The 13,798-nt window shown below is 62.8% G+C and carries 13 protein-coding genes; 2 read left to right on the top strand and 11 right to left on the bottom strand.

The annotated features are described in order from the left end of the window. Together EPN31_RS00295 and EPN31_RS00300 are read right to left on the bottom strand one after the other, a co-directional pair. Positions 1 to 490 (bottom strand): ATP-dependent metallopeptidase FtsH/Yme1/Tma family protein (locus EPN31_RS00295; protein WP_291768024.1); only part of this gene is annotated, 490 nt, incomplete at its 3' end. Between the two features lie 76 nt (positions 491 to 566). After that, positions 567 to 1,265 (bottom strand): RlmE family RNA methyltransferase, encoded by a 699-nt coding sequence (locus EPN31_RS00300; RefSeq protein ID WP_291768025.1) that lies wholly within the window; start codon positions 1,263 to 1,265, stop codon positions 567 to 569. 17 nt (positions 1,266 to 1,282) lie between these two features. Here EPN31_RS00300 and EPN31_RS00305 point away from each other — a divergent pair, with 17 nt between their 5' ends. Next, positions 1,283 to 1,894 (top strand): YhbY family RNA-binding protein, encoded by a 612-nt coding sequence (locus EPN31_RS00305; RefSeq protein ID WP_291768026.1) that lies wholly within the window; start codon positions 1,283 to 1,285, stop codon positions 1,892 to 1,894. Here the strand turns inward: EPN31_RS00305 and greA are convergent. The 5 genes from greA to carA form a co-directional block, all read right to left on the bottom strand. After that, positions 1,881 to 2,357, bottom strand: coding sequence for a transcription elongation factor GreA (gene greA / locus EPN31_RS00310; protein ID WP_291768027.1), 477 nt, complete (start codon positions 2,355 to 2,357; stop codon positions 1,881 to 1,883). The two genes, EPN31_RS00305 and greA, sit on opposite strands and share 14 nt — an antisense overlap. A gap of 279 nt (positions 2,358 to 2,636) precedes the next feature. Continuing rightward, positions 2,637 to 3,971, bottom strand: a complete 1,335-nt coding sequence (locus EPN31_RS00315; protein ID WP_291768028.1) for a solute carrier family 23 protein — start codon at positions 3,969 to 3,971, stop codon at positions 2,637 to 2,639. A 65-nt stretch (positions 3,972 to 4,036) separates the two neighbouring features. Continuing rightward, entirely contained in the window at positions 4,037 to 4,840 is an 804-nt protein-coding gene (locus EPN31_RS00320; RefSeq protein ID WP_291768029.1) for an SDR family oxidoreductase, read from the bottom strand. A 48-nt stretch (positions 4,841 to 4,888) separates the two neighbouring features. Then, complete coding sequence (gene carB / locus EPN31_RS00325; protein WP_291768030.1) at positions 4,889 to 8,131, bottom strand: carbamoyl-phosphate synthase large subunit; 3,243 nt, start codon at positions 8,129 to 8,131, stop codon at positions 4,889 to 4,891. Between the two features lie 16 nt (positions 8,132 to 8,147). Then, a complete protein-coding gene (gene carA, locus EPN31_RS00330; protein WP_367188283.1) occupies positions 8,148 to 9,314 on the bottom strand; it encodes a glutamine-hydrolyzing carbamoyl-phosphate synthase small subunit in 1,167 nt (388 codons plus the stop codon). 231 nt (positions 9,315 to 9,545) lie between these two features. Here carA and tal point away from each other — a divergent pair, with 231 nt between their 5' ends. Continuing rightward, entirely contained in the window at positions 9,546 to 10,499 is a 954-nt protein-coding gene (gene tal, locus EPN31_RS00335; protein WP_291768032.1) for a transaldolase, read from the top strand. A gap of 7 nt (positions 10,500 to 10,506) precedes the next feature. Here the strand turns inward: tal and EPN31_RS00340 are convergent, their stop codons facing one another. Genes EPN31_RS00340 through recR form a run of 4 tightly spaced genes read right to left on the bottom strand, consistent with a single transcriptional unit; the run spans position 10,507 to position 13,795 of the window. After that, complete coding sequence (locus EPN31_RS00340) at positions 10,507 to 11,295, bottom strand: ABC transporter permease (protein WP_291768033.1); 789 nt, start codon at positions 11,293 to 11,295, stop codon at positions 10,507 to 10,509. Beyond that, on the bottom strand, positions 11,292 to 12,101 hold the full coding sequence (locus EPN31_RS00345; protein WP_291768034.1) for an ABC transporter ATP-binding protein: 810 nt from the start codon (positions 12,099 to 12,101) through the stop codon (positions 11,292 to 11,294). The genes EPN31_RS00340 and EPN31_RS00345 overlap by 4 nt, the downstream gene beginning before the upstream one ends. Then, positions 12,094 to 13,140 carry an ABC transporter substrate-binding protein gene (locus tag EPN31_RS00350; protein WP_291768035.1) on the bottom strand — a complete coding sequence of 349 codons (1,047 nt, stop codon included), beginning with the start codon at positions 13,138 to 13,140 and terminating at the stop codon, positions 12,094 to 12,096. Before EPN31_RS00350 ends, EPN31_RS00345 begins: the two co-directional genes overlap by 8 nt. Before the next feature lie 46 nt (positions 13,141 to 13,186). Next, positions 13,187 to 13,795 (bottom strand): recombination mediator RecR, encoded by a 609-nt coding sequence (gene recR, locus EPN31_RS00355; protein WP_291768036.1) that lies wholly within the window; start codon positions 13,793 to 13,795, stop codon positions 13,187 to 13,189. Positions 13,796 to 13,798 lie beyond the last annotated feature (3 nt).

Below are 13,798 nucleotides of genomic sequence, written 5' to 3' on the forward strand. Positions count from 1 at the left end.
TAGCTTCGTCGCAACCCGCCACATCAGCGAAGGTGATGTTGTTGTTGTTTTCGTCCATCATGCGGGCACGCGACTTGCCGAAGCTGAACGCCCCGCCCTTGCCGCCGCCCTGCATCTGACGCATGAAAAAGACCCATACCCCGATCAGCAACAGCATCGGGAACCAGGAAATGAACAGGCTGGTGAGGAAAGAAGGTTCTTCACGCGCCTTCCCGGAGACCTGGACGCCGTCCTTTACCAGTTCAGGGACCATCCACAGGTCGCCTGGTGAGGTCAGGCTGTAGGAACGGCCGGATTCTGGTGTCACGTAGAGAGTGTCACCCTGAATGTCGACCTTGTTGATGCGACCGGCCTTCGCATCTTCCATGAACTGCGTATACGTGACTGCATCACCACTCGTCACGGGGCGTCCATCGAACTGTTTGAACACCGTGAAAAGCACGAGCGCGATCACCAGCCAGACCGCGATCTTGGAAAACGAGTTGTTCAACGCCAATCTCCTGGGTGTGTACTGCCGGCCAGCCCGACATGCGTAATTACATCAAGCTGACACATCCGTCAATCCTTCATTCTACCCGAATCGTCGCCGCTTCCGCAGGAAGACCCGACGAGCCGGCGGGGCGCCCACGCGGCGATTTCAGTCCTCTTGCCACCAGATAGGTCTCTGCGGATTCGTCTCGCGAGGCCTTGGGTTTGCGCTCCACCACCCGCACGAAATGCTGCTTGAAAGTCTGAACGATCTGCGAAAAACCACTGCCGTGAAACGCCTTCACGATCAGAGCTCCCTCGGGTTTCAGATGCCCACAGGCGAAATCCATCGCCAATTCGCAGACATGCGCAATACGCGCCGAATCCGCCGAGGCCACACCGGACAAGTTGGGGGCCATGTCCGAAATCACAAGGTCCACGTCCTGGTCCTGCAGCAGATCATGCAACTGGCGCAGCACGGCATCATCCCGGAAATCTCCCAGGATGAATTCCACACCGGCGACCGGTTCCATTGGCAGCATGTCCAGCGCCAGCACCCGGCCATCGATCACACCTCCGGCACCCAGCAGCCGCTCGCGCACGACTTGGGACCAGCTGCCAGGCGTGGACCCAAGGTCCACCACCACATCGCCGTGCCGCAGCAAGCGCTCAGTTTCCAGAATTTCGGTCAGCTTGAAGGCCGCACGGGCCCTGTAGCCCTTCTGTTGCGCCATTTTGACGTAAGGATCCTGAATGTGCCGCTGCACCCAGGCTTTAGAGAATTTTTTCTTGGCCATTCCCGTACAATTCCAGTATGCCGAAACTCGAACTTACCCCTGGACAGCGCCGCGAACTGCGCGCAGCAGCCCATTCCCTGCACCCCGTCGTCCTGATCGGAGACCGGGGCCTCACCGCGCCAGTGCTGGAAGAAATCGACCGCAACCTGAACGCCCATGGGCTGATCAAGGTCCATGTAGCGGGCGCGGAACGCGATGCCCGCGAGACCATACTGGCACACATCTGCGACACGCTTTCTTGTGCTGCGGTGCACCATATCGGCAAGATGCTGATTATCTACCGTCCCGATGCGGCGGCGCAAGCAGCGGATGCACTGCCCACCACACGCGCCACACATCGCAAGTCCGAACCGTATGTGCCGAAGAAGCAGGCCGCACACGGTCACGACGCCAAGCCCGCTGCGCGCCGCACGGCCGCTCGCGGGCCCAAGATCGAACCGGCGAAACCCGGGCGCCGCCCGGTAGACGGCCGGCCAGGCCAGAAACCCCGTTCGGCCGACACAGCGGCCCGTGCGTCCAACCACGCAGCTCGCCCCGCAATCGCCCACGGCATCCCCAGGCGTAGCGGCAACGGCAGCGCGTTGACGCTGCGGGCTGGTGCGCGGCGAGGCCGCACTACTCGTAGCTGACGGAACGCACCTCGTATTCCCGCACGCCAGCGGGTGCGCGGACTTCGACCACGTCACCTTCGCTGCGCCCGATGAGCGCCCGCGCCATGGGACTGGATATGGAAATCATGTTGGCCCGAATGTCCGCTTCCAAATCGCCGACGATCTGATAGGCCAGGCGTTCTCCGGATTCCAGATCTTCGATCTCGACGGTGGCCCCGAACACGGCCTGACCTTCCAGGTCCAGATCCGCCGGATCGATGATCTGGGCGTTGGACAGAGAGCCCTCGAGTTCCTGGATGCGGCCCTCGACGAAGCCCTGGCGCTCACGCGCCGCATCGTATTCCGCGTTTTCGGAGAGGTCACCGTGCGAACGCGCCTCGGCGATGGCATTGATGACCTGGGGGCGTTCCACCGTCTTGAGACGTTGCAACTCAGCTTGTAAACGCTCTGCCCCGCGAGCTGTCAAAGGGATCGCAGACATAAATCCAACCCAAAAGTAAAAGACGCCCCATGCGCAGGGCGCCTGACGAACACAGAAAAAGAAAGATCGCGGCGATGAGCGCCGCCCAAGCTCGGGCTGCCCGACACGAGGCCAGCTTCAATCGCCAGCCTGCACGCACGAAGTCAGCACCTCACGCGGTGCCGGGGGGCCTGCTGGCCCGCCCGTAAAAAACCCCGGCAATCACCGGGGTCGCTGAGGCTATTGTGGGCGATCCCCCCAGGAAAAGCAAGCCTGAGAGGATTCCCGGCGGTAAGTCGCTCAGGGCCGCGCGGCAACAGCCTTATTCTTCCGACCCCGCAACAACGCATGCAGCAGAATCGCCCCGAACGTGGCGGTACCGATGCCATCCAGCCGCAGATCGCCCAGAGCCAGGGAGAAGTTGCCGGCCCCCAGGACCAGCGTGACGGCGGCGACGATGAGGTTGCGGTTGTCGCTGAAGTCCACCTGGTTGACTACCCAGATGCGGGCACCGGCAATCGCAATCAGTCCGAAGACGACGACCGACATGCCGCCCAGCACAGGGCCCGGGATGGCGTGAATGACCGCACCGAATTTGGGGGAAAAACCCAGGATCAGGGCCACCAGCGCTGCCACCACGAACACCAGCGTCGAATAGATCCGGGTAGCGGTCATCACGCCGATATTTTCGGCATAGGTGGTCACCCCCGTGCCCCCAAAGGATCCGGAAATCATGGTGGCAATGCCATCGCCCATGAAGGCGCGGCCGAGGTAGCGATCCAGGTTCTGGCCGGTCATGGCGCTGACCGCTTTGATGTGGCCCAGGTTTTCCGCCACCAGGATGATGGCCACCGGCGCAATGATGCTGATGGCGTGCGACTCGAACACTGGATGGGTGATGTTGGGCAAGCCCAGCCAGGATGCAGCGGCAATGGCGGAGAAGTCGATGGGCTTGCCCAGCCCAAGCCCATTGGCCAGAACTGCATAAATGACGCAAGCGGCAAAGAGCCCGACCAGGATGAGCAGCCGCTGAACCAGTCCGCGGGTGTACACGGCCACCACGCCAACCGACAGAATGGTGAGCAAGGCCATGCCGGATTCGAACAGGGACCCGCCCATGGCACCCTTGGCGGCCAGAGGAGCGAGATTCAGGCCGATGACGGCAACGACGGCGCCAGTCACCACGGGCGGCATCCAGCGGTCGATCCAGTCCGCAGCATCACCTTGCCAGGCGTTCACCAGCGCGGTCAGCACCCCGATGCCGGTGTAGATGAGCCCGCAGATGATGATGGCGCCGAGCGCGACGCCGATGTTCAGGTTCGGACCCGTGCCGGAATAGCCACTGACGGCCACCACACCACCAATGAAGGCGAAGCTCGAACCCAGGTAGCTGGGCACCCGGCCGCCAACGAACAGGAAAAAGATTAGCGTGCCGACCCCGGACATCAGGATGGCCATATTGGGATCGAACCCCATGATCAACGGGGCGAGGATGGTGGAACCGAACATTGCGACCACGTGCTGCGCGCCCATGGCCACGGTTTGCGGCCATGGCATGGTTTCATCAGGTTGCACGACAGCATCTTCTGTCGTGCCGGAGACCAGCCGCCAGCGAGGGAAGTAGGATGAGTTCATCGGGGGGCGGCTCAAGGCCGTTCAGAAAGGGTTTGAGAAATGGTGTTGAAAAGTTTCGCGACAGTTTACGGCGAGAATTGACGGGGCTTGCGCTTGCGCCGTGCCGCCACGGCGTCGAACAGGGGGCGCGGCACGCACTGCAGCAACCCCGCCACCCAGGCCATGGGCCAGGGGATCACGCGGTAGCGGTCGCCGGCGGCGATCGCACGCGCAGCGCGCTCGACGAAGCGATCCACGGGCATGAGAAACGGCATACGGTAGGGATTGTCAGCGGTCATGGGTGTCGCGATGAAACCAGGCGCCAACGTGACGACCCGAACCCCGGTGCCCCGCAGTTCCACCCGCAGGCTTTCACAATACAGGCGTACGGCGGCCTTGGAGGCGCAATAGGCACCCGCACCAGGCAACCCACGTACGCCCGCGACGCTGGCGATACCGACCAGCACCCCGTGCCCGCGAGCCTGCATGGCCGCCAGAAAGGGGGCGAAGGTGGCTGCGGTACCGACCACATTGGTATCGAACACGGCCTGGAAGGCGGCATGGTCATCGGGCTCGGTGGTCAGCGTACCGACGCTGATGCCGGCACTGGCGATGACGATGTCGACCGGCCCCTCCCGCAGGAAGTCCTGGGCGGCTGCCCGCAAGGCATCCGCGTCCCGGACGTCCAGGACGTAGGATCGGTGTCCGGCTCCGGGGAGCCGAGCGCACAGCGACTGGAGGATCTCGGCGCGGCGCCCCGCCAACCCTAGCGTTGCACCCCGAGCGGCGTAGTACCGCGCGAAGGCCTCACCGATGCCGCTAGTGGCGCCGGTAATGAAAATCCTGCCCCCCCTGGCTGGAGAAGCAGGATTCCGAAACGGCCCTGACATGGAGCCGTGAGATCCAGCGGACGGGGTGGCCGCGTCCGCCATGATGGCTCAGGCCGCCTGCGTGGCAGCGTGCATGGCCTGCAGTGAGTAGACCGTGAGGCCGCTACCATGACGCAAATACTGCATGCCCTCGACCGCCGCGCTGGCACCGGCAATCGTGGTGTAGAAGGCCACCCGATTGGCCAGTGACTGCGTGCGGATGGCACGCGAATCGGCGATGGCGTTGCGTCGTTCCTCGACCGTGTTGATGACCAGCGCGATCTCGCCGTTCTTGATCATGTCCACGATGTTCGGACGACCCTCGGTGACCTTGTTCACCACGGCAACCGACAAGCCGGCCGCTTCGATGACAGCCGCCGTCCCGCGCGTGGCCACCAGCCTGAAGCCCATGCCGATCAGGCCGCGCGCAACTTCGACCGCGCGCGGCTTGTCCTGATCGCGCACGCTGATGAAAACCTGGCCCGACTCGGGTAGGCTCACCCCAGCCGCGATCTGGGATTTGACGAACGCCTCGCCAAAGGATTCGCCCACCCCCATGACCTCGCCGGTGGACTTCATCTCGGGTCCCAGGATGGTATCCACGCCCGGGAACTTCACGAACGGGAAAACGGCTTCCTTGACACAATAATGGGCCGGACTGGGAATGGACGTCACCCCCTGGGTCGCCAGCGATTCACCCGCCATGATGCGCGCCGCGATCTTGGCAAGCTGCTTGCCGGTTGCCTTGGACACATAAGGTACGGTACGCGAAGCACGCGGATTGACTTCCAGTACGTACACGTCGCCGTCCTGGACCGCGAACTGCACGTTCATCAGGCCCTTGACATTCAGCGCCCTGGCCATGAGCGTGGTCTGGCGCTTGATCTCGTCCACCACCACCGGCGACAGCGAATACGGCGGCAGGCTGCAGGCCGAATCGCCAGAATGCACGCCCGCCTGTTCGATGTGCTCCATCACACCGCCGATCAGCACCTGGTCGCTGTCGGCCAGACAGTCCACGTCGATCTCGGTGGCATGGTTCAGAAAACGATCCAGCAGCACCGGCGAGTCGTTGCTGACCTTTACCGCCTCGCGCATGTAGCGCTCCAGATCCTGCGGCTCGTGCACGATTTCCATGGCGCGGCCACCGAGCACATAGCTGGGGCGCACAACCAGCGGGTAGCCGATCTCGCTTGCCAGCGCCAGGGCTTCGCTTTCAGTGCGCGCCGTGCGGTTCGACGGCTGGCGCAGGCCAAGCTTGTTGAGCAGCTTCTGGAACCGTTCACGGTCCTCGGCCACATCGATGGAATCCGGGCTGGTGCCGATGATGGGCACGCCGTTGGCTTCCAGCGCCCGCGCAAGCTTCAGTGGGGTCTGGCCGCCGAACTGGACGATCACGCCGACCGGGTTTTCCTTGTGGACGATCTCCAGCACGTCTTCGAGCGTCAGCGGCTCGAAATACAGACGATCAGAGGTATCGTAGTCGGTGGACACGGTTTCGGGGTTGCAGTTGACCATGATGGTCTCGAACCCGTCGTCCCGCAGCGCGAAGGCCGCGTGCACGCAGCAGTAGTCGAATTCGATGCCCTGGCCGATGCGGTTGGGGCCACCACCCAGCACGATGATCTTCTTGCGATCGCTGGGATTGGATTCGTCTTCGTCCTCGTAGGTCGAATACATGTACGCCGTCGTGGTGGCGAACTCGGCCGCGCAGGTATCGACCCGCTTGTAGACGGGGCGCACGTTCATCTGGTGACGTAGCTTGCGCACCTCGGCTTCCGTCGTGTCGAGCAGAAACGCCAGACGGCGATCCGAAAACCCACGCCGCTTCAGGCCGCGCATGGTCTCTTCGTCGAGCTCAGTCAGCGTACGCTGCTCCAGGCCGAGTTCAATATCGACGATTTCTTTGATCTGCGCCAAGAACCAGGGATCGATGCTGGTGAGATTGTGGACCTCTTCGAGACTGAATCCCTGGGCAAACGCATCACCTACATACCAGATGCGCTCCGGACCCGGCTCGCCCAACTCGATCTGCAGGCGTTCACGATCGGTCGTCTTCTGGTTCAGGCCATCCACCCCCACTTCCAGGCCGCGCAGGGCCTTCTGGAAGGCTTCCTGGAAGCAGCGGCCAATCGCCATGACCTCGCCCACGGACTTCATTTGCGTCGTCAGGCGGGCATCAGCCTGCGGGAATTTCTCGAACGTAAAACGCGGCACCTTGACGATCACGTAATCCAGCGTCGGTTCGAACGAGGCCGGCGTAGCACCGCCAGTGATTTCGTTGCGCAGTTCGTCCAGCGTGTAGCCCACTGCCAGACGGGCCGCTACCTTGGCGATCGGAAATCCGGTCGCCTTGGATGCGAGCGCCGACGAACGCGAGACACGAGGATTCATCTCGATCACGATCATGCGGCCGTTCTTGGGATTGACGGCGAACTGCACGTTCGACCCACCCGTTTCCACCCCGACTTCGCGCAGAATCGCCAGCGAGGCGTCGCGCATGATCTGGTATTCCTTGTCGGTCAGCGTCTGCGCCGGCGCCACCGTGATCGAATCGCCCGTATGAACGCCCATGGGGTCCAGGTTCTCGATGGCGCACACGATGATGCAGTTGTCTGCACGATCGCGCACGACCTCCATTTCGAACTCTTTCCAGCCCAGCATGGATTCTTCGATCAGCAATTCGTGGGTGGGCGAGAGGTCCAGGCCACGCTTGCAGATGAATTCGAACTCCTCGGGGTTGTAGGCAATGCCGCCGCCGGTGCCGCCCAGCGTGAAGCTGGGGCGGATGACGACAGGGAAACCCGAGCCTCCGTTATAGGCGGCGATTTCCTTCTGCATCGCCCAGGCCTCATCCAGCGTATGGGCGATACCGGATTTGGCCGACTCGAGCCCGATGGACGTCATGGCATCCTTGAACTGCAGGCGATCCTCGGCCTTTTCGATGGCCTTGGCATTGGCGCCGATCAGTTCGACATTGTATTTTTCCAGCACCCCGTGACGATCCAGGTCCAGGGCCGTATTCAGTGCCGTCTGCCCGCCCATGGTGGGGAGCACGGCGTCGGGCCGCTCGATTTCAATGATCTTTTCGAGGGCCTGCCATGTAATGGGTTCGATATAGGTGACGTCCGCCGTTTCCGGGTCCGTCATGATGGTGGCCGGGTTGCTGTTGACCAGAATGACGCGGAAGCCGTCGCTCTTCAGGGCTTTGCAGGCCTGGGCGCCGGAATAATCGAATTCGCAAGCCTGACCGATGACGATCGGGCCTGCGCCAATGATGAGAATGCTTTTGATGTCTGAACGCTTGGGCATGAGGAAGCTGTGTTTTTTATTTGGACGGCCGCGCCTGATATTGCGTCATCAGGTCGATGAATTTGTCGAAGAGCACCAGGATGTCATGCGGCCCCGGGCTGGCCTCAGGGTGGCCCTGGAAGCAGAACACCGGTCGATCGGTGAGCTCAAAGCCCTGGAGCGTACCGTCGAACAGGGACCGATGCGTCACCTTCGCATTGGCGGGCAGGCTGTCCGCATCCACCGTGAAGCCGTGATTCTGACTGGTGATGAACACGCGCCCCGTCGTGACGTCCTGGACCGGGTGGTTGGCGCCATGGTGCCCGGCCTTCATCTTGACCGTGCGTCCGCCAAGCGTCAGGCCCAGGATCTGCTGGCCCAGGCAGATGCCGAACAGCGGGATGCCGCGATCCAGCACCGCGCGGCAGGTATCGATGGCGTAGTCGCAGGCCGCCGGGTCGCCGGGGCCATTCGACAGGAAGACGCCATCCGGGTTCTTGGCCAGAATATCGGCCACCGGCATCGTGGCCGGAACCAGCGTGACGTGGCAGCCGCGATCCGCCAGCAGGCGCAGAATGTTGAACTTGATCCCATAATCGTAGGCCACTACGTGGAATCGTGACTGGTCCGGACGACGGAAACCGCTGCCGAGCTGCCAAGTCCCCTGGGTCCAGGATTCGGCCTTGTTGGTGGAAACCTTCTGGGCCAGGTCCTGGCCGTCCATCCCGCTGTAGCCGCGCGCGAATTCGACCGCGCGCGCAGTGTCTCCACCCACCAGGATGCAGGCGCCCTGGGCCCCGCGCTCGCGCAAGATCCGAGTCAGCTTGCGGGTATCGACATCGGTGATCGCCACAATGCCCTGGGATTTCAGGTAGTCGGGCAGCGACTGGCTGGAGCGGAAGTTCGATACCAGGGCGGGACAGTCGCGAACGACCAGTCCTGCGACCTGGATGCGGCTCGATTCGACGTCTTCGGCGTTGATGCCGGTATTGCCGATATGTGGATAGGTCAGCGTGACGATCTGGCCGTTATAGCTGGGATCGGTCAGGATCTCCTGATATCCGGTCATCGCCGTGTTGAACACGATCTCGGCGACGCTGGTGCCCTCTGCACCAATGGAAATCCCCCTGAATACCGTACCGTCAGCCAAGGCGAGAATTGCTGGGACGTGGCCATAAGGACCCACTGGAAAGATGGACGGCAGCAAAGTAGACCCCGGTTATAAATTCAACAATTAAACCTTCCCATTATACAGCCCACGAGGCCTTGGCCCGGGGCGGCGCACCGGCACGAAGACCTGTCACCGCAGCCGCCAGGCGCACGTCGAATCGCGATCACTGATCCTGGTTCGCACCAGAGGACCCGCACCTGGCGAAACACCGTGGCGAAATGGTCTACAGTAGGACCTCTGAAACCTTCTGCCCTGCCCGACGCCATGAGCACTCAACTGGACGCCCTCAAGAGTCTGACCACCGTAGTGGCCGATACGGGCGACTTCGAATCCATGCAGACTTACCGGCCGACGGACGCGACGACCAACCCGTCGCTGATCCTGAAGGCCGTGCAGCAGGACGCCTACCGCCCATTGCTGAAGCAGATCCGACGGGACCACTCGTCGGCCGCACTGACGGAGCAGGTGGACCAGCTGCTGGTTGCCTTCGGCTGCCGGATTCTGGACATCGTGCCAGGCCGTGTTTCGACGGAAGTCGATGCACGCCTGTCGTTCGACGTCCAGGCCAGCATCGAACGGGCACGCCAGATCATCGCTCTCTATGAAGCCCGGGGCGTCGACCGGGAGCGCGTCCTGATCAAGCTCGCCTCGACCTGGGAGGGCATCCAGGCCGCCCGCGCACTGCAGACCGAAGGCATCCAGTGCAACATGACGCTGCTGTTTTCGCTCACACAGGCCATCGCCTGTGCCCAGGCACGCGTGCGCCTGGTCTCACCCTTCGTGGGCCGCATCTACGACTGGCACAAAAAGGCCGCCGGCGCCGACTGGAACGAGGCGGCGCACGCCGGCTCGGCCGACCCGGGTGTACAGTCCGTCAGCCTCATCTACCAGTACTTCAAGGCGTATGACATCCCGACTCAGATCATGGGTGCGAGCTTTCGCAACATCGGTCAGATCCGCGCGCTGGCTGGCTGTGATCTGCTGACCATCAGCCCTGCGCTGCTGGGTGAACTGGCGTCCTCCAGCGAGCCGCTGCCCGCGGCCCTGACAGTGGCTGCCGCAAAGGAACATGCCCCCGAATGGGTGGCCAGCAACGAGGTCACCTTCCGCACACAATTGAACCTGGATGCCATGGCCACGGAAAAGCTGGCTGAAGGCATCCGGATCTTCACGGCCGACGCGCACAAGCTGGATGTGCTGATGGCACAGGTCGACTGACTCCCGATCAGGTCTTGTCGGCCAATCCTGGACCTGGCTGCCAGACCAGCAGCCGGCGCTCGGCCAGAGACACCAGACCATCCAGCAGCAGCGCAAAGATCGTCAGCACGACAATCCCGGCAAAGACCGTGTTCACGTCCAGCGTGCCTTCGGCCTGCAGGATCAGATACCCCACGCCGGCCGCCGACCCCAGATACTCTCCCACGACCGCGCCCACGAAGGCCAGGCCCACTGAAGTATGCAGGCTGGAGAACACCCAGCTCGTGGCGGACGGAATATAGACGTGGCGCAGCAACTGACGCTGGGTGGCACCCAGCATCCGCGCATTGTCCAGGAGCGTGGGGCTGACTTCGCGTACCCCTCTGTAGACATTGAAGAACACAATGAAGAACACCAGGGTGACGGCCAGCGCGACCTTGGACCAGATGCCCAGTCCGAACCACATGCCAAAAATGGGTGCCAGGATCACGCGCGGCATGGAATTCGCCGCCGTGACGTAAGGTTCCAGCAACGCGCTGGCGCTGCGCGACAACCCCAACCACAGACCGAAGGCCAGCCCGCCCACGGTCCCGATCACGAAGGCCAGGACAGTTTCCGACAGGGTGATCCAGAGATGGCGGTAGACGCCGCCATCCGTCACGAACCACGCCCAGATGACTTTGGCCACCTCGATCGGCTGACCAAAGAAGAACGCAATATTGCGGTTCAGCGACGCCCACCACCACACTACCAGGATGGCGACGAGCAACGTGACCTGCAGCAGACGCAGCACCGGCTTGGAGAGACCGCCCGTCATGACGAGGCCCCCAGCTGTCGCTCATAGCCTTTGAGAACTTCGTCGCGCAACACATCCCAGATGGCCTGATGCAGTTCGACGAAGCGGGGTTGTGTGCGGATCTCCGCCACGTCACGCGGGCGTGGAATGTCGATGCGGAATTCCCCGATGGGGTGTGTATCAGGCCCAGCCGACAACACCACGACGCGATCACTCATGGCAATGGCTTCGTCCAGGTCGTGCGTGATGAACAGCACCGCCTTGCGGCGCGCCATCCAGAGGTCCAGGACTTCGTTCTCCATCAGTTGCCGCGTCTGGACGTCCAGAGCCGAAAACGGTTCGTCCATCAGGATGATGTCCGGATCCCGGATGAGCGTCTGCGCCAGCATCGCGCGCTTGCGCATGCCGCCCGACATCTGATGCGGGTAGCGGTTCTCGAACCCGCCCAGGCCCACCCGACGCAGCCACTCGCGCCCGCGATCGGCGGCGTCGGCTGCCGGCACACCAGCAAACTCCAGACCAGCCGTGATATTGGCCAGGGCATTGCGCCAGGGCATCAGGGCCTCACCCTGGAACATGTAGCCGGCGCGGGCATTGATGCCGTGCAGCGGTTGGCCGAAGACCCGCACAGACCCCGACGTCGGCCGGAGCAGGCCCGCAGCCATATTGAGGAGTGTGGATTTGCCGCACCCGGTGGGGCCCACCACCGACACGAACTCGCCAGCCGACACCGAGACGGTGGCATCCCGCATGGCCGTGTACGCCCCACCATCAGGTGAGGCAAAGGCGCAGGTCACACGGTCCAGCAGCAGAGCTGCATCAGGCATGGGGATATTTCTGGCCGGCCTTGATGGCGAACTGGTTGGTCCAGATCCGCGAAATGTCGATCCTGGTCCGATCGAAATGCGGCACGTATCCCGCCAAGGCATTCAGCGCAGTCTGCGGACCGTCTTCGGGCACCATGCCGTCGGGCGACAAGGCCTCGTGGTTGCCCTTCAGAGCGAGCTTGTAGAGTTCCGGGTCGCCCAACAGGTACGACTCGGGGACCAGCTTGGCAATCTCGTCCGGAGTCACGGCCTGGATCCATTTGTCGGCCCGCACGATTGCATTGGCCAGCGCCTGCGTCGTCACCGGGTTGGCATCGATGAAGGACTGCGAGGTATACAGGCAGCCGGCCGGCATGTTGCCACCAAAAATGGCGCGGGAATCCTTGAGCGTACGCGTATCGGCAACGATATGAAGCACATCGTCCTTCACCAACGTACTGATCACGGGGTCCAGATTGGACATGGCATCGACCTGTCCCGAGCGGATGGCGGTGACGGCCCCCGCTCCCGCTCCCACGCCCACATACGACGCGTCATTTGGCTTGAGGCCGTGCTGGGCCAGGAAGAAGCTGACCATCATGTTGGTCGAAGAACCCGGCGCCGTAACGCCGATCTTCTTGCCCTTCAGGTCGGCCGGCGACTGGTATTTGGGCATGGTCTTCTTGGAAACGCCCAGCACGATCATGGGCGCCCGCCCCTGCAGGGCGAAACAACGATAAAACTGGCCCTTGGCCTGCAGATTGATCGTGTGCTCGAAGGCGCCGGACACCACGTCGGCGCTGCCGCCCACGACGGCCTGCAAGGCCTTGGAGCCACCCGCAAAGTCAGCGATCGTGACGTTCAGGCCTTCTTCCTTGAAGTAACCCTTCAGGTGCGCCACGGACAGCGGCAGATAGTAGATCAGCGCCTGCCCGCCCACGGCGATCGTCAACGACGGTTTTTCCGGCTTGACGGCCTGGGCGCGTGCCACCATGGGGAGCACCCCAGTCAAACCGGCAGCACCGGCAGTTTTCAGGAGTTCACGACGGGAAATGGACATGGTGCTGTCTCCGCAGAATTCGTTGGTCGAACGCTGCATAATAACGCTAGGTGGACCGCCGCTCCATCAGGGCCCAGGCGATGGTGCCCGCATCCACATATTCCAGCTCGCTGCCGCTAGGCACCCCACGGGCGAGCCGCGTCACGTTGAGGCCACGGGCCCGCAGCATATCCGCCAGATAATACGCCGTGGTCTCGCCTTCGGCGGTGAAATTGGTGGCCAGGATGACCTCGCGCACCTGGCCATCGCTGGCGCGTTCCATGAGCTGGCCGAAATGCACCTGATCCGGCCCCACACCCTCCAGCGGCGCAAGCCGGCCCTGTAGCACATAGTACAGACCACGATAGCCATGACTGGCCTCGATCATGTTCTGATCCGCCGGTGTTTCAACCACGCACAGCAGGGATGCGTCCCGGTCCGGATTGCGGCAGGTGGAACAGATCGGTTCCTGGGAAAAGGAATTGCAGCGTTCGCAGTGACGCAGGTCCGTGACAGCCTGGTTGAGGGCAGCCCCCAGCCGCAGGGCGCCTTCCGGATCGCGTTGCAGCAAATGATAGGCCATCCGCCGCGCGGACCGCACCCCGACGCCCGGCAAACAGCGCAAGGCTTCCACCAGCGTCAGCAGCGGCTCGGGCTCGGGCAGGCCGGTTGCCATATG

It is taken from the genome of Castellaniella sp. (assembly GCF_004321985.1).
Classification (GTDB): Bacteria; Pseudomonadota; Gammaproteobacteria; order Burkholderiales; family Burkholderiaceae_B; genus Castellaniella.